General features: G+C 32.2%; 17 protein-coding genes. 12 read left to right on the top strand and 5 right to left on the bottom strand.

What is annotated here, in order from left to right; translation table 11 throughout:
* Positions 1–15 precede the first annotated feature (15 nt).
* The 7 genes from AC15TD_RS08200 (at position 16) to AC15TD_RS08170 (ending at position 8825) form a co-directional block, all read left to right on the top strand.
* Positions 16–1125 (top strand): DUF2891 domain-containing protein, encoded by a 1110-nt coding sequence (locus tag AC15TD_RS08200; RefSeq protein WP_484451652.1) that lies wholly within the window; start codon positions 16–18, stop codon positions 1123–1125.
* 96 nt (positions 1126–1221) lie between these two features.
* On the top strand, positions 1222–4452 hold the full coding sequence (locus AC15TD_RS08195; protein ID WP_484451651.1) for a S41 family peptidase: 3231 nt from the start codon (positions 1222–1224) through the stop codon (positions 4450–4452).
* Between the two features lie 6 nt (positions 4453–4458).
* Positions 4459–5688: an Nramp family divalent metal transporter gene (locus AC15TD_RS08190; protein WP_484451650.1), complete on the top strand. Its 1230-nt coding sequence runs from the start codon at positions 4459–4461 to the stop codon at positions 5686–5688.
* Positions 5688–6428 (top strand): 5-oxoprolinase subunit PxpA, encoded by a 741-nt coding sequence (pxpA, locus tag AC15TD_RS08185; RefSeq protein WP_484451649.1) that lies wholly within the window; start codon positions 5688–5690, stop codon positions 6426–6428. The genes AC15TD_RS08190 and pxpA overlap by 1 nt, the downstream gene beginning before the upstream one ends.
* A 3-nt stretch (positions 6429–6431) precedes the next feature.
* The gene (pxpB, locus tag AC15TD_RS08180) at positions 6432–7163 is read left to right on the top strand and encodes a 5-oxoprolinase subunit PxpB (protein ID WP_484451648.1); all 732 of its coding nucleotides are present in this window, start codon (positions 6432–6434) and stop codon (positions 7161–7163) included.
* A complete protein-coding gene (locus AC15TD_RS08175) occupies positions 7156–8010 on the top strand; it encodes a 5-oxoprolinase subunit C family protein (RefSeq protein ID WP_484451647.1) in 855 nt (284 codons plus the stop codon). The genes pxpB and AC15TD_RS08175 overlap by 8 nt, the downstream gene beginning before the upstream one ends.
* A 65-nt stretch (positions 8011–8075) precedes the next feature.
* Positions 8076–8825 carry a DUF6503 family protein gene (locus AC15TD_RS08170; protein ID WP_484451646.1) on the top strand — a complete coding sequence of 250 codons (750 nt, stop codon included), beginning with the start codon at positions 8076–8078 and terminating at the stop codon, positions 8823–8825.
* Here the strand turns inward: AC15TD_RS08170 and AC15TD_RS08165 are convergent.
* The 5 genes from AC15TD_RS08165 to clpB all read right to left on the bottom strand — a co-directional run bounded on the left by AC15TD_RS08165 (position 8818) and on the right by clpB (position 14625).
* Complete coding sequence (locus AC15TD_RS08165) at positions 8818–9348, bottom strand: phosphoglycerate mutase family protein (protein ID WP_484451645.1); 531 nt, start codon at positions 9346–9348, stop codon at positions 8818–8820. The two genes, AC15TD_RS08170 and AC15TD_RS08165, sit on opposite strands and share 8 nt — an antisense overlap.
* Positions 9349–9356: 8 nt before the next feature.
* Positions 9357–10055: a purine-nucleoside phosphorylase gene (gene deoD / locus AC15TD_RS08160; protein WP_484451644.1), complete on the bottom strand. Its 699-nt coding sequence runs from the start codon at positions 10053–10055 to the stop codon at positions 9357–9359.
* 20 nt (positions 10056–10075) lie between these two features.
* Positions 10076–10738, bottom strand: coding sequence for a deoxyribose-phosphate aldolase (gene deoC, locus AC15TD_RS08155; protein WP_484451695.1), 663 nt, complete (start codon positions 10736–10738; stop codon positions 10076–10078).
* A gap of 305 nt (positions 10739–11043) precedes the next feature.
* Positions 11044–11721 carry a deoxyribose-phosphate aldolase gene (gene deoC / locus AC15TD_RS08150; RefSeq protein WP_484451643.1) on the bottom strand — a complete coding sequence of 226 codons (678 nt, stop codon included), beginning with the start codon at positions 11719–11721 and terminating at the stop codon, positions 11044–11046.
* Positions 11722–12015: 294 nt separating this feature from the next.
* The gene (gene clpB / locus AC15TD_RS08145; protein ID WP_484451642.1) at positions 12016–14625 is read right to left on the bottom strand and encodes an ATP-dependent chaperone ClpB; all 2610 of its coding nucleotides are present in this window, start codon (positions 14623–14625) and stop codon (positions 12016–12018) included.
* Between the two features lie 158 nt (positions 14626–14783).
* On the opposite strand from clpB, the gene ytxJ reads away from it, so the two are divergent.
* The 5 genes from ytxJ to ppk2 all read left to right on the top strand — a co-directional run bounded on the left by ytxJ (position 14784) and on the right by ppk2 (position 18930).
* On the top strand, positions 14784–15173 hold the full coding sequence (gene ytxJ, locus AC15TD_RS08140) for a bacillithiol system redox-active protein YtxJ (RefSeq protein ID WP_484451641.1): 390 nt from the start codon (positions 14784–14786) through the stop codon (positions 15171–15173).
* A 79-nt stretch (positions 15174–15252) separates the two neighbouring features.
* A complete protein-coding gene (locus AC15TD_RS08135; protein WP_484451640.1) occupies positions 15253–16083 on the top strand; it encodes a glycoside hydrolase family 16 protein in 831 nt (276 codons plus the stop codon).
* Between the two features lie 6 nt (positions 16084–16089).
* On the top strand, positions 16090–17535 hold the full coding sequence (locus tag AC15TD_RS08130; protein ID WP_484451639.1) for an MltF family protein: 1446 nt from the start codon (positions 16090–16092) through the stop codon (positions 17533–17535).
* A 50-nt stretch (positions 17536–17585) separates the two neighbouring features.
* Positions 17586–18017 (top strand): ABA4-like family protein, encoded by a 432-nt coding sequence (locus AC15TD_RS08125; protein WP_484451638.1) that lies wholly within the window; start codon positions 17586–17588, stop codon positions 18015–18017.
* Positions 18018–18129: 112 nt separating this feature from the next.
* Positions 18130–18930 (top strand): polyphosphate kinase 2, encoded by an 801-nt coding sequence (gene ppk2 / locus AC15TD_RS08120; RefSeq protein ID WP_484451637.1) that lies wholly within the window; start codon positions 18130–18132, stop codon positions 18928–18930.
* The last annotated feature ends 191 nt before the right edge of the window (positions 18931–19121 follow it).

Raw genomic sequence — 19121 nt, 5'->3', positions numbered from 1 at the left:
TTAAGATAAATTTATATGAGATATTATTTAGTCACATTATTTATTGTTCTTATGGCTTGTAACCAATTCAAAGAAGAAAAAAAAGACAGCGTAGAACACTCTAAACCTAAAATTGTGGAAGTTCCTATACTTAATCTAGAACAAGCCAATCGTTTAGCTCAATTACCATTACATTGCTTGGATACGGAATATCCAAACAAGTTAGGGCAAACGCTAGGAAGCGATGCTGATTTAAAATCCCCAAAAACCTTACATCCCTCATTTTATGGATGTTTTGATTGGCACTCCTCCGTTCATGGGCATTGGAGCCTAGTCCGTTTATTAAAAATGTTTCCAAAATTAGATAAAGCTGATGCTATTAAAGAAAGACTGCTTAAAAGCATCTCAAAAGAAAATATATTAACTGAAGTTTCCTTTTTTGATGACGAACACAACAAATCCTTTGAGCGTACCTATGGTTGGGCATGGTTATTAAAACTAACCGAAGAATTACATACTTGGGATGAGGCAATAGCTAGACAATTAGAAACTAATTTGCAACCATTAACTAATTTGATTGTAGAAAAATATATTGAGTTTTTACCAAAGTTAAACTATCCATTGCGTGTTGGTACGCATCCCAATACAGCATTTGGCTTATCATTCGCCTATGATTATGCTGATGCTTTAAAAAATGATCCTTTGAAAACGGCGATAATAGAACGTGCTAAATATTTCTTTCAGAATGACACAGAGTGTCCCATGTCATGGGAACCCAGTGGAAGCGATTTTTTATCACCTTGTTTAGAAGAAGCGGCTTTAATGAAACGCTTATTACCAAATGATGAATTTAACGTATGGTTAGAAGCATTTTTGCCTCAGCTAAAACAAGAAAATTACACACTTGAAGTAGGCTTAGTTTCAGATAGAACGGATGGCCAATTAGTGCATTTAGATGGTGTTAATTTTTCAAGAGCCTGGAGTTTAAACAAAATAGCTGAAAACCTTCCTGATTACCACCATTTAAAAAATATCGCCAATCAACATATCAGTTATTCCTTGCCAAGTATTGTAGGCGATAGTTACGAAGGCGGCCATTGGTTGGGTAGTTTTGCTATTTATGCGTTGAGTTCGGTAGACCATTAATACTATGTGCAGAAGTTCATAATTTTTTGTTAAGTAGCTTAAAATAAATGCTTAAAATTTCAAAAAGAATTATTTTTGAAGGTAAAATATCATTTTATGAAATTCCTACAAAAATTTTCTATTATTTCGTTGCTTTTTACGTCCATTTGTTTTTCACAAACCCCTTTAATTAGTGCACCATCGGTAAGTCCTGATGGAAAAAATATTGCCTTTAATTATCAAGGTGATATTTGGACGGCCACTATTAACGGAGAAAACACCAAACGATTAACAGTTCATGAAGCCTATGATTCGAATCCGCTCTGGAGTCATGATGGAACATCTATTGCTTTTGAAAGTAATCGTTATGGAAATAATGATATTTTTACCATACCATCTCAAGGTGGTTTGTCTAAACGAATTACCTTTCATTCTGCTTCAGATTATATTACCGATTACACAAAATATGGTGATATTATATTCTCAACACGTCGAAATTTTGCTCAGGTAGAGCGTGAATATGAAACACACATTGTAAGCGATAAAGGCGGAACTCCAACACGTTATATGACAACGGTTGGTTTTGATGCAAAGCGCTCTCCTAATGGGAAATTTATTGTGTTTGTAAAAGGAAATTGCCGAATTCAACGTGAAGCGTATCAAGGCCCGGCTAACAGAAATATTTGGTTGTATGATATTGCTAAAGATGCCTACACTCAATTAACGTCTTTTGAGGGAAATGATTTTTATCCGCAATGGGGTGATGATGCAACTATTTATTTTCAATCGTCAAGATCAGGTAAATACAATGTGCATAAATTAACTATAAATACGAAAGGACAAAAAACTGGAGTTATCGAACCAGTGACCACTTTTAAAAATATGGGCATTTTTTCGTTTAACTTAAGTGCAAACGGAAAAACAATGGTTGCTATTCGAGGTGATAAGTTATTTCAAATAGACGCTTTAACAAAATCGCAAAAAGAAATTGATTTAAATTTAGCTTCAGATTTTAGATTTAATCCTGTTGTTCATAAAACGTATACAAATAGAGTGGATGAAATTGCTATTTCCCCTAACGGAAAATTAAGCGCTTTAGTTATTAGAGGTGAATTATTTATAAGATCGACCGATAAGGATAATAAAAAAACAGTCAATGTATCAAAATCTGCATACAGAGACAGAATGCCAACATGGTTAAATGATACCACTATTGTGTTTGTTTCAGATAGAGAAGGTCAGAGTGATTTATATCTTTTAAAATCTGATGACACGAAAGAATCAAGTTTGTTAAATTCACTTAAACATGATGTTGCAAGGTTGACTAAAACAGATGAAAATGAATCAAATCCAATCATATCTCCAGACGGAAAAACCATTGTTTACCAGCGTGGCAGAGGCGAATTAATTTCGGCTCAAATTGATGAAAAGGGTAAGATGTCAAAGGAAATCACCTTACTTGATGGTTGGGCAACGCCGAGTGATGTTGTGTGGTCTCCAGATTCTAAATGGTTGGCGTATAGTCTGGATGACTTAGATTTTAACGGTGAAATTTATATTCATAAAGCCGATAATACTAAAAAACCAGTCAATATTTCAATGCATCCAAAACAAGATAGTGGACCAATTTGGAGTGCAGATGGTAAAAAGTTAGTGTTTTCATCCAATAGAAATAATAACGATTACGACGTATGGTTTGTTTGGTTGAATACAGCTGATTGGGAAAAAACAGTACAGGATTGGGAAGAGGAAAAGAATACTGACGATAAAAAGGATGACAAAAAAGATGATAATAAAGCCGATAAAAAGAAAAGTGAATCTAAATCTGTTAAAGATATTGTCATAGATTTTGATGACATACATCAACGTCAGGTACAAGTCACAAATTTTGTAGGAGGTGAATTTGCTCGATATATATCTAAAGAAGGAGAAACTATTTACTATACAACGGGCAATGGAAGTAGAGGTGATGCCGAAGTTGAATCAGATTTATACAAAATTTCTTGGAACGGAAAAGATAAAAAAGAAATTACCACTAAAAACAAAAGACCATCAAGAATTACTGTTGACAACAAAGGTAAAACCATGTTTATGACGCTTAGTTCTGGAACACTTTCGAGTGTTACTTTATCCAATAATAAATCTGAAAGCTTAACTATTTCAGCTAAAATGGATATCAATTATTCAGAGGAATCTAATCAGATTTTTGAGGAAGGATGGAAAGCCATTAATGATGGGTTTTATGATCCAAATTTCCATGGACAAGATTGGAGTGCTTTGAAAGATAAATATAAGCCATTGGCAATGAAAGCATCGACACGAATAGATTTTCAAAATATATTCAACTGGATGTTAGGTCAAATTAATGCGAGTCATATGGGTTTCAGAAGTGGAGAAAATCGTGAAGACCTGCAAAGAGAATCCACGGGATTATTAGGTGTTGAATTTGAACCTAAAAATAATATTAGTCTAAAGGTTAATCATGTTACCTATGGCATGCCTGCGAATCGAGCCGCAAGTACGATTCAAAAAGGAGATATAATTACAGCAGTAAATGGGACGAAGCTTACTAAAGACTTAAATGTTTATCGTCTTTTAGAAGGCACTTCCAATGAAAAAATTTATTTAGAGGTACAACGTGGAAACGAATCTCTTGAAATCATTATAAGACCACAAAGTAGCAATAGAGAAGAGAATTATAATGCTTGGGTTAAGGAACGTAAGCGATTAACAGAAAAATATTCAAATGGCAAATTGGGTTATATTCATATTCAAGGAATGAATTGGCAAAGTTTTGAAGAATTTGAAAGAGAATTAACCTCCGCTGGTTTGGAAAAAAAAGGTTTGGTTATCGATGTTCGTTATAACGGAGGCGGATGGACAACCGATTATTTAATGGCTGTTCTTACTGTAAAACAGCATTCTTACACAGTTCCAAGAGGTGCCGCTGATAATTTAGAAAAAGAACAAACAAAATTTGTAAATCATTATCCATATAGTGAGCGTTTGCCATTAGTTACCTGGACAAAACCATCTGTTGCGCTTTGTAATTCTACAAGTTATTCCAATGCTGAAATATTTTCTCATGCCTATAAAACTTTAGGTATTGGAACCTTAGTTGGTGAGCCTACATTTGGTGCTGTTATTTCTACTGGTGCGGCCAGATTAATTGATGGATCTTATGTTAGAATGCCATTTAGAGGTTGGTATGCAAAGTCTACCAGGTCTAATATGGAATTAGGACCTGCCGTTCCAGACGTTTTGGTAACTAATAACCCTGATGATAAAGCAAAAGGCGAAGATACGCAGTTGAAAACAGCAGTAGAAGCTTTATTGAAACAGTTATAAGCATAAGTGAAATCATGGTTTAAGAATATCGGCCCAGGTCCCTTAGTTGCAGCTGCTTTTATTGGCCCTGGAACGATTACTGTATGTACTTTGGCAGGCGTAAATTTTGGGTTTACCTTGCTTTGGGCCATGGGTTTATCTGTGATAGCAACGCTTGTTTTACAAGAAATGTCGGCAAGACTCGGTGTTATTTCACAAAAAGGATTAGCAGAAGTAATTAAAACAGAGATACACAATCCGTTTTTTAAGTTCATTACTATATTACTGATTTTTATTGCCATTGTTTTTGGTAATGCAGCCTATGAAGCGGGGAATATTAGTGGTGCTGTTTTAGGTTTAGAAACTTTGATGACGAATCCAAGATTTTCTATCGGAAGCCTTTCAATCAACGTTTTAAGTCTTACTATTGGATTTATTGCATTTTTAATTTTATTCTTCGGAAATTATAAAACTTTAGAAAAAGCATTAATATCTCTGGTTATTATTATGAGTTTAGCGTTTATAGTAACTGGTATTATTACACAACCCAATATTTCAGATATATTAAAAGGGATTTTTATTCCGCAATTTCCTAAGAATAGTTTATTAACGGTGATTGGTCTTATAGGCACAACAGTGGTGCCATATAATTTATTTTTGCATGCGTCACTGGTTAAAGAAAAATGGAAGACCAAACAGGATTTGGAATTTGCAAGAAAAGACTCTTTTGTTGCGGTGATTTTAGGAGGTATTGTTTCTATGTTTGTGATTATATCAGCAGCATCTATTCAAACTGGTAGTATTTCGAATGCGGTAGATTTAGCAAAAGGATTAGAACCTTTATTTGGTGATTTTTCAACATATTTTTTAGCTATTGGTTTATTCTCAGCAGGAATTACAAGCGCTATTACAGCGCCTTTGGCTGCAGCTTATGTGACCAGTGGTTGTTTAGGGTGGGAAACAGATTTAGATTCTAAAAAATTTAGAGGAGTCTGGATGTTTATTCTCTTGTTAGGAATTTTATTTTCTTCTTTAGGGATAAAACCAATTGATATCATCAAATTTGCACAAATCGCTAATGGTATTTTATTACCAGTGATTGCCGGTTTTTTAATATGGATTATGAACCAAAGGTCGATTTTAGGTGTTTTTAAAAATTCTATTAGGCAGAATATTTTGGCTATTATAATTTTTGGAATTAGTATGTTGTTGTCAATTGCAACGATAAGCAAAATTTTAAATTTAAATCTATTTTAATGTATCATACAGCAGTAGATATTAATGTGGATGTAGGGGAAGGAATTTATAACGAATCTCAATTAATGCCATATATTTCGTCCTGTAATATTGCTTGTGGTGGTCATGCAGGCGATTTAGAAACCATGCGATCTGTTGTTAAATTAGCAAAACAATATCAAGTTAAAATTGGAGCACATCCATCATTTCCAGATATAGAGAATTTTGGACGTATTCCAATTAAGATAACCAGTGCTGCTTTATATACGTCATTAAAAGATCAAATCGATAATTTGATGGTTGTTTTAAAGGAGGAACAAGCTAGAATACATCATGTAAAACCTCATGGTGCTTTATATAATCTTGCAGCTGTTGATTCTAAAATTGCAAACGTTATTATAGAAGTAATGAAAAGTTTTATGTTACCAATTAAACTTTATGTACCGAATAATTCTGTAATTGAAAAATTGGCAATTGAAAACGATATTCCCATTATGCATGAAGCTTTTGCGGATAGGAATTATAATGATGATGGTAGTTTAGTTTCGAGGACAAAAAACAATGCGCTAATTGAAGATGCTACTCAAATGTTTGAACATGTGTATAGAATGATTATTTTTAAAAAAATTAAAACAATAACGGAGTCTGAAATAGATATTTTTGCCACGACCTTTTGTGTTCATGGGGATCATCCAAATGCTGTTTTATTTATAAAAAATTTAAAAACTCGACTTGCTGAAAACGGCATTCAAATACGCTAAAATATGAGTTTTAATTTAATATTTAAACCCTTTGGTGAGCGTTCTATTTTAGTTGAATGGCCTTCTGAGATTAGAGAAGATATTTTAAGAGATATTATTAAATTTAAAACAGCTATCGCGGATAAAAATATTAAATCTATTGTTGAATTAAAATCAGCATACAACTCGTTACTAATTAGTTATAATTCCATTTGTAGGAATTTTGAAAATGAGGTAAGTATCTTAAGAAATATATATATATCACCGAATTCTTATAGTGACATCATGTCAGTTTTATGGAAAATACCGGTTTGTTATGATAAATCTTTTGGTTTCGATTTGCAACATATTTCAGATTTAACAGGGGTATCTAAAAGTGAAATTATTAAGCGACATTTTGAAACTATTTACACCGTTTTTTTTATCGGTTTTTTACCTGGATTTTTATATTTAGGTGGTCTAGATGAAAGTTTATATGCGCCAAGAAAATCGACTCCAAGATTAAAAATTGATAAAGGTTCTGTTGCTATTGGGGGACATCAAACAGGTGTTTATCCAATTGAAAGTCCGGGTGGATGGAACATAATTGGGAACACTCCAATTAACTTTTTTAATGTAGAAAAAGACATACCTTGTTTTGCTAAACTAGGTGATAAAATAAAATTTTCACCTATTTCAAAGAAGGAATATCAAGATATAAAAACGCTTATAGAAGCTGGTGTGTATCAAATGGAAAGCGAGGAGATTTATGATTAATGTTCTAAATGCAGGATTTTATTCTTCTATTCAGGATTTTGGCAGACACGGGTATCAATCATATGGTGTTCCCTTAGCTGGTGTTATGGATAAGCAAGCAGCTGCTTTGGCTAATTCATTATTAGGGAATTCTGAAGATTTACCTGTTGTTGAAATGACTATGACTGGGGCTGCTTTAGAGTTTGATATTGATACTTATATCTGTATTTCGGGAGCCAATATGTCTCCAAAATTAAATGAAACGCCTATAGAGTTATGTAAAATAATTAAAGTTAACCAAGGAGATGTCTTATCGTTTGGTGCTTTAAAATTCGGATTTAGAAGTTATGTTGCGGTTTTAGGAGGAATTAATTCAGAGGCTGCGATGGCAAGTGCTAGTATGTATAAAGGAATCACAAAACAGTATGTTTTAAATAAAGGATATGTAATTTCGATTAATGAATCTGAATTAGATTTAATTGAACAAAATGCATCTGTTCGTGTAGATTTGTCTTATTTAAACTCGATGAATATTAATGTTTTTAAAGGTCCTGAATTTAATCGACTTTCAGAACAACAGCAATCTGAATTATTTTCAAAAGACTTTACGATTTCTAAGAACAATAGTAGAATGGGGTATCAATTACAAGAGTCTTTCGATAATAGTTTAGAGCCTATAATAACGTCTTTAGTGATTCCAGGAACGGTTCAATTAACGCCATCGGGAAATCTTATTATTTTAATGCGCGATTGTCAGACAACAGGCGGATATCCAAGAGTCCTTCAATTGGAAGAAAAATCAATAAATATAATAGCGCAAAAGTTTACAGGTCAAAAAATTTCATTTAAAATAAATTCTAATAATTAGGTTAAAATTTATTTCTTTTAGTTAAGTAGTTACTAGTTTTACGACAGACCATTAAAGTGTTTCCTATGCTAAAAAAAATCATATTGCTATTTGTATTAACGATATCAATTTTAAGTTGTAAAAATGAACTTCACGATGCTGATTTCATTATTAGTAAATCGATTGAAGTTTCAGGAGGCGATATACTTGACAATTCAATAATTGATTTTGATTTTAGAAAAACACACTATAAAGCCACTCGAAATGATGGGCTGTATAAATTTGAGCGAAGTTATTCGGTTCCTAATGGAAACTTAAAAGATATTCTTTCTAATGATGGATTTAAACGATTCTTTAATGATGAGTCTGTAGTTATTCAAGACTCTATGGCAGTTAAATATTCCAATTCTGTAAACTCAGTTCATTACTTTTCGGTATTACCTTATGGATTAAATGAAGCAGCTGTGAACAAACTACTTTTAGGAAAATCGAAAATAAAAGGAAAAAGCTATTATAAAATAAAAGTTACTTTTAATGAAGTAGGTGGAGGAGAAGACTTTGAAGATATTTTTATCTATTGGATTAACACCAATACTTATAAAGCTGATTATTTAGCCTATTCTTATAAGGAAAAGCAAGGTACAGGTTTACGCTTTCGCGAAGCTTATAACGAACGATGTATAGAAGGTATTCGGTTTGTCGATTATGATAATTATAAGCCGAAAGGTGATAATGCTGTTTTAGAAACATTAGACTTACAATTTGAAAATAACGAATTAGAATTACTTTCAAAAATAGAGTTAGAAAACATAACTGTAAGAACTGATTCTAATTAACGAATAATAAGTTATTGGTAATTATATCTGCATTTGCATTTATTGAGATAATATAAATATTACCATTGTTATTATCTTCTATATGCTTATAGATATTCGTTTTTAAAATGGCATTAACAAATTCAGGTGTTGAATTACTATGTCCAACAACCAAAACATTTTTTCCGTCATTTTCTTTTAAAAATATAGGAATGTCTATTGTTTTCGGGTTATAAATAGTAAGTTCTAATTGATTTTTTAACGCTGTCGGTTTTGCTGTTTCTTTGGTTCTGTTGTAATTCGTAGAATAGATAGCATCAAAGTTTATATTTTTTAATACGTCACTCCATTTTTCTGCTCGTTGTTTACCAATGTCTAATAAATGTGGATTATCATTTGTTGCATCACTTCTGTCTTTTTCAGCATGTCTAATAAAATAAAAAGTAGAAATCTTCTCTTTATTTGATTCAGACTTTTTTAGTTCTTTCCCACAGGAAATAAAAACTAAAATACATCCTAAAATAATACGGCTTAAATGTTTCATATTAAAAATTAAGCGAGTTCTAAAGCAATCTCTATCATTCCTTTAAAGGTAGTTTCTCTTTCAGCGCTTGTGGTTCGTTCTCCAGTAACTAAAGAATCAGAAATAGTTAAAATAGAAAGCGCATTTACATTGTGTTTGGCTGCAATTGTATACAGCCCGGCAGATTCCATTTCGACGCAAAGTACTCCAAATTTCGACCATTTTTTATAAGATTCAAAATCATCGGCATAAAACTCATCCGAGGTAAATATATTACCAGCTTTTATTTCTATTTCTTTTGATTTAGCTGCTTCTACAGCTTTTTGGAATAATTTAAAACTAGCAGTAGGAGCAAAGTCTGCGCCTCCAAACCTAAGTTCATTAATTCCAGAATTTGAAGAGGCTGCCATAGCTAAAACAATATCCCTTATTTTAACATGCGCTTGGTATGAGCCAGCACTGCCTACACGAATTAAATTTTTAACCCCATATTCAGTAATTAATTCATGTGTGTAAATAGATATACTTGGGACTCCCATGCCGGTTCCCATAACAGATACACGTTTGCCATGATATGTCCCAGTAAAGCCTAACATACCTCTTATTTTATTGAAACAAACTGGATTTTCTAAAAAAGTTTCAGCGATCCATTTAGCTCTCAAAGGGTCGCCAGGAAGTAAAATGGTTTCTGCAATATCCCCTTTTTTAGCTTCTATATGAACACTCATGCGTTTAAAATTTAGTTTTATTAATAGCTCGAATTTGATACTTCTCCTTTTAGAATTGCAATCCCAGAAGAAGTCCCTAAGCGTTGTACACCAAGATTAATATATTCTAAAGCTGTTTTAGCATTTTTGATACCGCCGGAAGCTTTTATTTTAACAAAGTCTTTAGCAACATCTTTCATAAGGTTAATATCGTTTATGCTAGCGCCTCTGGTTCCAAAACCTGTTGAAGTTTTAATAAAATCTGCGCCTCCCTTTATAGCGAGTTGACTTGCTTTTATAATTTCATGATCGTCAAGGTAGCAAGTTTCTAAAATAACTTTTAACGTGTTATTAGGCATTACCTTTTTAACAGCTTCAACATCTTTATAGACCTTATCAAAATCTTTGCTTTTTAAATAACCAATATTCATGACCATATCAATTTCGTCAGCGCCGTCTTGTATAGCTAATTGTGCCTCAGTCGCTTTAGATCGAGATGACATTGCTCCTAAAGGAAAGCCAATAACACTGCAGATCTTAACCTTTGAATCTTTTAAACAGTCTTTGGCTAACGAAACATAACAGCTATTAACACAAACAGAAAAAAACTGATATGTAATGGCTTCTTTACAAAGTTTTATAATGTCTTTTTCTGCAGCAGATGCTTTTAAAAGGGTATGATCTATATAGGTATTTAAAGGCATCATAATTATATTTTATATAGGTTAAAGTTAAGGCTATTTTATTTGAATAAAAACAGTTTTCAAAATAATTTGAGTATGCAAAGTAATTGAATAATTACCTTATTGCGCTATAATTTATGTTGCTTTTATGCAATGTTAACCTTTTAAATATCATATCTATTAGATGCTGACGTAAATCTTAATATAAGGCTAACAAGATTCAGAAGCATTGATTTTTAAAATCTAACTTTAACTAAATATAGATATAAAAAAATGGAGCTGCTTAATAAAACAACTCCATTTTTTTTATAGTTTATAGCCTAATTTCACTTATCAGTCGTTTGATAAGCTTCCTCAAGTATTGATGCTTTCGATGATTTTAACTCTTGAGATATACTTATTCTTTCAACGCCTAATTGAATAAATTTTTTGGCAGTATCAATATCAGTTATTCCGCCAGAAGCAATAATTTTAATGTCCTCTCTCACTGTTTTTTTAATAATCTTTATAGATGTAAATGTTGCCCCGTTATTGGTAAACCCAGTTGAGGTTTTTATATAGTCTGCATTTGCATCCATACATATTTGAGAGGCTTTTATGATTTCGTTTTTTGAAAGTTCACTTATTTCAAGAATAACTTTTAGCGGCTTATCATTTATAGCCAATTTTACATCAATAATATCTTTTAAAAGAGCCATATAATTTTTACTCTTTAGTAAGCCAATGTTTATAACCATTTCAATTTCATCAGCGCCATTTTCTATTGCCTTTTTAGCTTCGAATACCTTTGCTTTTGTTTCCATGGCTCCTAAAGGAAAACCAACGACCGAGCAAATTTTTACACATGTTTTATTAAGAAGCTGTTTCGCTAGAGGCACATAACAACCATTAATACATATTGAATGATAATTATTGTTAAGTGCGTGATTACATAAGTTAACAACCTCATGTTCTGAGGTAGACGATTTTAAAAGTGTAAAATCTATGAATGAGTTAATATCCATATAAGTAGGTTTTTTTAATTTGTTTTTTTAACATGTTTTGAAGAGGGAATGTTATTAAATTCTTGAGGGGAATTTCAGAACTTAATTATGTTCAAATTTATAACTTATTTACAATATTTTGTAATAAAAATGCATTTTATTGGTTTTTTGATACCGTTTATCGATTATTTGGCAAAAATAAAAGCAATGCTCATCTTCTTTATTTTAATAAAGATTTGATTCACATTGCTTTTAACTAACCAACCAACTTAAAGACTGTTTTCTAACAAAATTGTTACACTTGTATAAAACTTCTTAAATTTTGTTTGAAATTAAATCGTCTTGATTTCTAAAAACTAATTCATCATCAAATGCATCTAATAGAATGACACTGTCAGTTGTTACTTTACCAGCTAAAATTTCTTTACTTAACTGGTTTAATACTTCTCTTTGAATCACACGTTTTACAGGTCTTGCTCCATATTCTGGATTATATCCTTTTTTTGCTAAATAGTTGATTGCTTCTTGTGTTGCATCAAAAGTAATACCTTGCTTAGCAATCATTTTTGTGATACCTTTTATTTGTAAGCCTACAATATCAACAATATCCTCTTGAGTTAGAGGCGTAAACATAACGGTATCATCAATTCTATTTAAAAACTCTGGACGAACGGATTGTTTCAGAAGCGCTAAAACATCTACTTTTGCCGCTTCAATGGCGGAATCTATATCTTTCGTTGCTTCAAAACGATCATGAATAATAGTACTACCTAAATTAGAAGTCATGATTATAATTGAGTTTTTAAAATCAGCAACCCTGCCTTTATTATCAGTTAAACGGCCCTCATCTAAGACCTGTAATAAGATATTAAAGGTGTCAGGATGCGCTTTTTCAATTTCATCTAAAAGAATAACGGAATACGGTTTTCTTCTTACCGCTTCAGTTAACTGACCACCTTCGTCGTAACCAACATATCCTGGAGGCGCACCAACTAATCGGCTTACCGCATGACGCTCTTGATATTCGCTCATGTCAATTCTTGTCATCGCGTTATCGTCATCAAAAAGATATTCAGCTAAGGCTTTCGCAAGTTCTGTTTTTCCAACACCTGTAGTCCCTAAAAATAGAAATGTACCAATTGGTTTTTTTGGATTTTGTAATCCTGCGCGGCTGCGTCTTACTGCGTCACTCACAGCAATAATAGCTTCGTCTTGACCAACAACACGCTTATGAAGCTCATCTTCAAGTTTTAAAAGTTTTTCGCGCTCACTTTGAAGCATTTTTACAACAGGTATTCCCGTCCATTTGGCTACAACTTCAGCAATGTCATCATAAGTAACTTCTTCTTTTATAAGAGAGCTTCCAGATTGATTCTCTTTTAATGTTTTTTGTAATTTTTCTAATTGTTCTTGAGATTCTTTTATTTTTCCGTAGCGCAATTCGGCAACTTTGCCGTAATCACCATCACGCTCTGCTCGTTCAGCTTCCAGTTTATAGTTTTCAATATCTTGTTTAATATTTTGAATATTATCAACTACTTCTTTTTCGCTTTTCCACTTCGCAAACATTTCGTTTCTTTCTTCCTTGATATTCGCTAAATCTGAACGCAATACTTTTAGCTTAGCTTCATCTTTTTCACGTTTTATCGCTTCAATTTCAATCTCTAACTGCATGATTTTTCTATCTAAAACATCGAGTTCTTCTGGTTTAGAATTGATTTCCATGCGTAATTTGGACGCTGCTTCATCCATTAAGTCAATAGCTTTATCTGGAAGAAATCTATTGGTGATATAGCGTTGTGATAATTCAACAGCTCCAATAATAGCTTCGTCTTTAATTCTAACTTTATGATGTGTTTCGTATTTTTCTTTAATACCACGCAAGATGGAAATAGCACTTTCGGTATCAGGCTCGTCTACCATTACTTTTTGGAATCTACGTTCAAGGGCTTTGTCTTTTTCAAAATATTTTTGATATTCATCCAAGGTGGTTGCTCCAATAGCGCGTAGTTCACCTCTTGCTAAAGCAGGTTTTAAAATATTCGCAGCATCCATTGCCCCTTGGCCACCACCTGCGCCAACAAGCGTGTGAATTTCATCAATAAAGAGTACAATATCGCCTTCGCTAGTAGTCACTTCTTTAATCACTGCTTTTAAGCGTTCTTCAAATTCGCCTTTATACTTAGCGCCAGCAATTAAAGCACCCATGTCCAAAGCGAAAATTTGTTTGTCTCTTAAGTTTTCAGGGATGTCACCATCAACAATTCTATGTGCTAAACCTTCAGCAATTGCTGTTTTACCAGTTCCAGGTTCACCAACTAGAATCGGGTTGTTTTTGGTTCTACGTGAAAGAATTTGAAGAATTCTTCGTATTTCTTCATCACGACCAATAACAGGATCTAGTTTGCCATCTTTCGCCATTTGGTTTAAGTTCTTTGCGTATTTATTAAGGGCATTATAAGTTTCTTCCTGGCTTTGAGATGTTACATTGTCACCCTTACGCAATTCGTCAATAGCCGATATTAATCCTTTTTCGGTAACACCTTGATCTTTTAACATTTGCGCAATTTTGCTGTTTGATTTAAAAATAGCAATAATTAAATGTTCAACAGAAACATAGTCGTCTTTCATTTTTTTCGCAATAATCGACGCTTCATTTAATGTTTTTCCTGCTTCTCTGGATAGCATAATATCTCCGCCAGAAACTTTAGAGAAACTTTCTATTTGTTTATCAAGAGCTTGTACTAAGATATTAATATTGACATTCAATTTTTTTAAAATGAATGGAAGTACGTTTTCATCAACATCAAAAAGTGCTTTAAAAATATGTTCATTTTCTATTTCTTGATGACCGAAACTTTGGGCAAGCTGTTGTGCTTGCTGAATAGCTTCTTGTGATTTTATAGTATAATTATTTAAGTTCATAATGTTATTTATTTTTCTTCGTATTCTGAATAGGTCAATAACCTTACCAATAGAATTTAAAGGACAAAACGTCAGTTTAACCCAATAATAATGAGACGTTTAGTCAGATTGTAAGATTAGAAAAGGATTACGACTGAACACTAATTAAATTACAAAATATGGGATTATTTAACAAGATATTTAACAGTTCATCTGAAACTGAAGAAAGAAAAGAATTACCTTGGAAAGTTTTAACTACTATTTCTCAATTAGATGAGATTAAAGACAATTCAATTACAAAAAGGCAGCTTATTTTTAAGCATTCCACCAGATGTGGTATTAGTAGAATGGTTAAAAAACAATTTGAAAGAGATTATAATTTTTCCAATAATGTGTTTGACTTATATTATTTAGATTTAATAAACTATAGAGATGTTTCTCATCAAATAGCACAGCAATTTCAGGTCAATCATGAGTCTCCTCAATTATTAGTTATTAAAAATGGAGTGGTGGTTGTTCATTCTAGTCATGGAGGTATTAATAATATAAATCTTCAACAACTTATATGACACTTTAAGAGTAATTTTATTTTTTTAAGTATTTCGTAAACATTATATTTAGATGATAATATTCTAATTTTAAATATATATGCGTGTTTTATTGTTTGTTTTTTTGTTGTTTTTTTCCTTCACAACAATTAATTGTGGTAAATCAAAAAGTAAGTCTACTTTAAAATTTGATACATTAGTTTGGTCTGATGAATTCGATGAAAATGGAGCTATTAATTCAGAGAAATGGTTTCAACAAACTCAATTACCAGCAGGTGGTGATTGGTATGGTGGTTTAATAAATCATTACACCGACAGAAAAGAGAATGCATATGTAAAAGATGGGATTTTAAATATAGTAGCGAAAAAGGAAATATTTAACGATCAGGGAGAAATAAAAGAATATACATCGGCTAGATTAAATTCAAAATTCACATTCACGTATGGTCGGGTAGAAGTAAGGGCGAAATTACCGATGGGAATTGGTACGTGGCCAGCTATTTGGATGTTAAATAAGAATATTGATGAACCGGGTGCTTATTGGCAAAAACAAGGATTCGGAACTACCTATTGGCCAGTTTGTGGTGAAGTTGATATTGTAGAGCATTGGGGTAAAAGACAAAATTATATACAAAGTGCCGTTCATACGGCATCTAGTGCTGGTGATGATGTCGTAAATCTTGGCGGTAAAAGTGTAGAAAATGTTTCAAATCAATTTCATGTTTATAGCTTAGAATGGTATGAGGATAAGATGATTTTTTCTGTTGATGGTGATGAATATTATACCTACCAACCAACTATTAAAGATGCAAGTACCTGGCCATTTATTTCAGATCAATATTTATTGCTTAATATAGCGATTGAACCAGATATTGATCCATCTTTTGAAGAAAGTGCCATGGAAGTTGATTATATCAGAGTCTATCAATAAAATTTAATGACATATAAAGGCCTTTTTAATAAAAGTATAAAACTAGTTTACCTTGTTTTGTTTCTTTTTTGTTGTTGTGAAAATGATTCAATAAATAATATTGAAGTAAATGAAATTGACGAAAACTGGGATTTAGAACAAATTAAAGCATCGGGTACTTTAAAGGCTTTAATGGTATATAGCGGAACCACTTACTATCTTTATAAAGGGCGTCCGATGGGATATGAATTTGAATTGCTTGAACGATTTTCAAAGTATTTAGGGGTCTCTTTAGAAATAATAGTCGTAAGTAATGTAAATGAGCTTTTTGAAAAACTAAATAATGGAGAAGGCGATATTGTAGCTCATGGCTTAACCATTACAACTGATAGAAAAGAGGATGTTTCTTTTACAAATCATTTGTATTTAACGAAACAAGTTTTGGTGCAAAAGAAGCCTGATAATTGGCGAAGTATGAGTTGGGGCACGTTAACAAAAACATTAGTACATGACCCCATAGATTTGTTAGGAGACACCATTTCTGTTAGGGATATGTCTTCTTTTAAAGAAAGAATATATAATTTATCTGAAGAATTAGGAGGTACAATACATTTAGATCTGCTTCCTGGTGAGTTGGCAACGGATGAAATAATAGAGAAAGTTGCCGAAGGTGAAATTAGATATACCATTGCAGACCAAAACATTGCAAGTATTATGGCAACGTATTATCCAATTTTGGATGTAAAGGTTCCTGTTAGTTTTTCTCAAAGAATAGCCTGGGCAACCAGACATGACTCACAAAACTTACTAAAAGCTACCAATAGTTGGTTAGAACAAATCAAAAGGCAAATAGACTTTAATATAATTTATAATAAGTATTTCAAAAACAAGAAATACTTCAGAAGAAAAATAAGAAGTAATTTTTATAGTTTAAATAAACAACAGATCAGTCTCTACGATGATTTAATTAAGAAATATTCAAAATCTATAAATTGGGATTGGAGGCTAGTGGCTTCTCAAGTTTATCAAGAGTCAAAATTTGATCCCAGAGTGAGTTCATGGGCAGAAGCATCTGGATTAATGCAGTTAATGCCAAAAACGGCTGAAGAATTAGGAGTAACTAATAGGGCAGACCCAGAACAAAGTATAAAAGGAGGAACTAAATATTTGAAACAATTGTGGGAGAATTTTGAACAGGTAAACGATTCTGTACAGCGTATAAAATTTACAATGGCCTCTTACAACTGCGGATTATATCATGTTATAGACGCACAAAATTTAGCAGTAGAAAAAGGATTAAATAAAGATATCTGGGATGATAATGTCGAAAACATTGTTTTAAAACTGAATGAACCAGATTATTATAATCACCCTATTGTAAAATATGGTTATGTGCGTGGTTTAGAACCGTATAATTATGTAAGGCAAATTTTTGAGAGATATCAGCATTATATTCAATTTATAAATGAATAATATCGGTGTTTGACATGATGTATCTCAATATTTAATAAATAGAATAAATTATGACAGCAACTCAAATCTTTTCATTTGCAAATGCCTTCGTAATTCTTGGTTGGTTATTACTAGTGTTATTGCCAACTTGGAAATTTACTCAAACACTTATATTAAAAGGCGTGGTGTTTATACTTGCTGTGATTTATGCCTATTTAATTTTTAATGATATTGGTAACTTTAATTCAGATAGTTTTACAACATTAGAAAACGTGAAGGAACTATTTAAAAGTGACACAGCTGTTGCAGCGGGTTGGCTTCACTATCTAGCGTTCGATTTATTTGTAGGTGCTTATATTGTTAAGCAATCAAAAGAGCTTAAAATATCAAGATTAATATACACACTTATTCTACCCTTTTCGTTTATGTCTGGACCAATTGGATATCTCATATTTGTGTTTGTAAAAACGATAAAAACAAAATCAATGTTTGAGTCAAATTAGGAATATATTTTGATAAAAATATCTGTTTTATTTTAAATTTCATCTAATAAATTGTCTCCTAAATTTTGAGATTTTCAAATCGAAGGTCAGTTTTTTTTATTAACTTGTGAGAATGAAATCACCAAGTACAGACGCTTCAAATCATAAGAAATTTGATTACGATAAAGAACTAGCCATATTACATGAAGAATTAGTTCATTTACAAGAATGGGTAAAAAAGCAAGGTTTAAAAGTAGTTATCGTTTTTGAGGGTAGAGATGCCTCTGGAAAAGGAGGTACTATTAAGCGTTTTACCGAACCTTTAAATCCTCGTGTTTGTAAAGTAGTTGCCTTAGGCGTGCCAACCGAAAGAGAAAAAACACAATGGTATTTTCAAAGGTATGTCCCTTATTTACCTGCTGCCGGAGAAATCATACTTTTTGATAGAAGTTGGTATAATAGAGCAGGAGTAGAAAAGGTTATGGGGTTTTGTACAGATGAAGAATATAATGAATTTTTAAGGTCATGTCCAGAGTTTGAGCGTATGCTGGTTAGGTCTGGAACTATTGTTTTAAAATACTGGTTTTCAGTAAGTGATGAAGAGCAGGAAAAACGTTTTAAAAACCGTATAAGTAACCCTTTAAAACGTTGGAAATTTAGTCCGATGGATTTAGAATCACGTTCTAGATGGTTAGAGTATTCAAAAGCAAAAGACAATATGTTTGCACATACTGATACGAAACAAGTGCCTTGGTTTGTTGTGAATGCCGACAACAAGAAAAAAGCACGATTAAACTGTATAAGTCATGTGTTAAGTCAGATTCCTCATGAAAAAATGGATGTTAAACCTGTGGAACTTCCTGACTTACCAGATTACAAAGCTTATGTAAGGCCACCAATAAATTACCAGACTTTTGTACCTGAAAAATATTGAGTTTTTAGTTTTCCTTTAATACTTAGATTTATTTTTTTCATAAACCTTTGAGTCACTTCACATATTAGTTGTTTTAAATTATTTAAAATTTTTCTGAGTTATAGGTGGAAGTATATTTAAATAAAAGTTAATTTCTGTAAACAAAGAAAGTAACTGATTGTATTAAACTAGGTTACCAACACAAACAAATA

The organism is Yeosuana sp., from assembly GCF_057126245.1.
The sequence above is the reverse complement of the archived record's forward strand: the minus strand, read 5'-3'. Positions and strand labels throughout refer to the sequence as shown.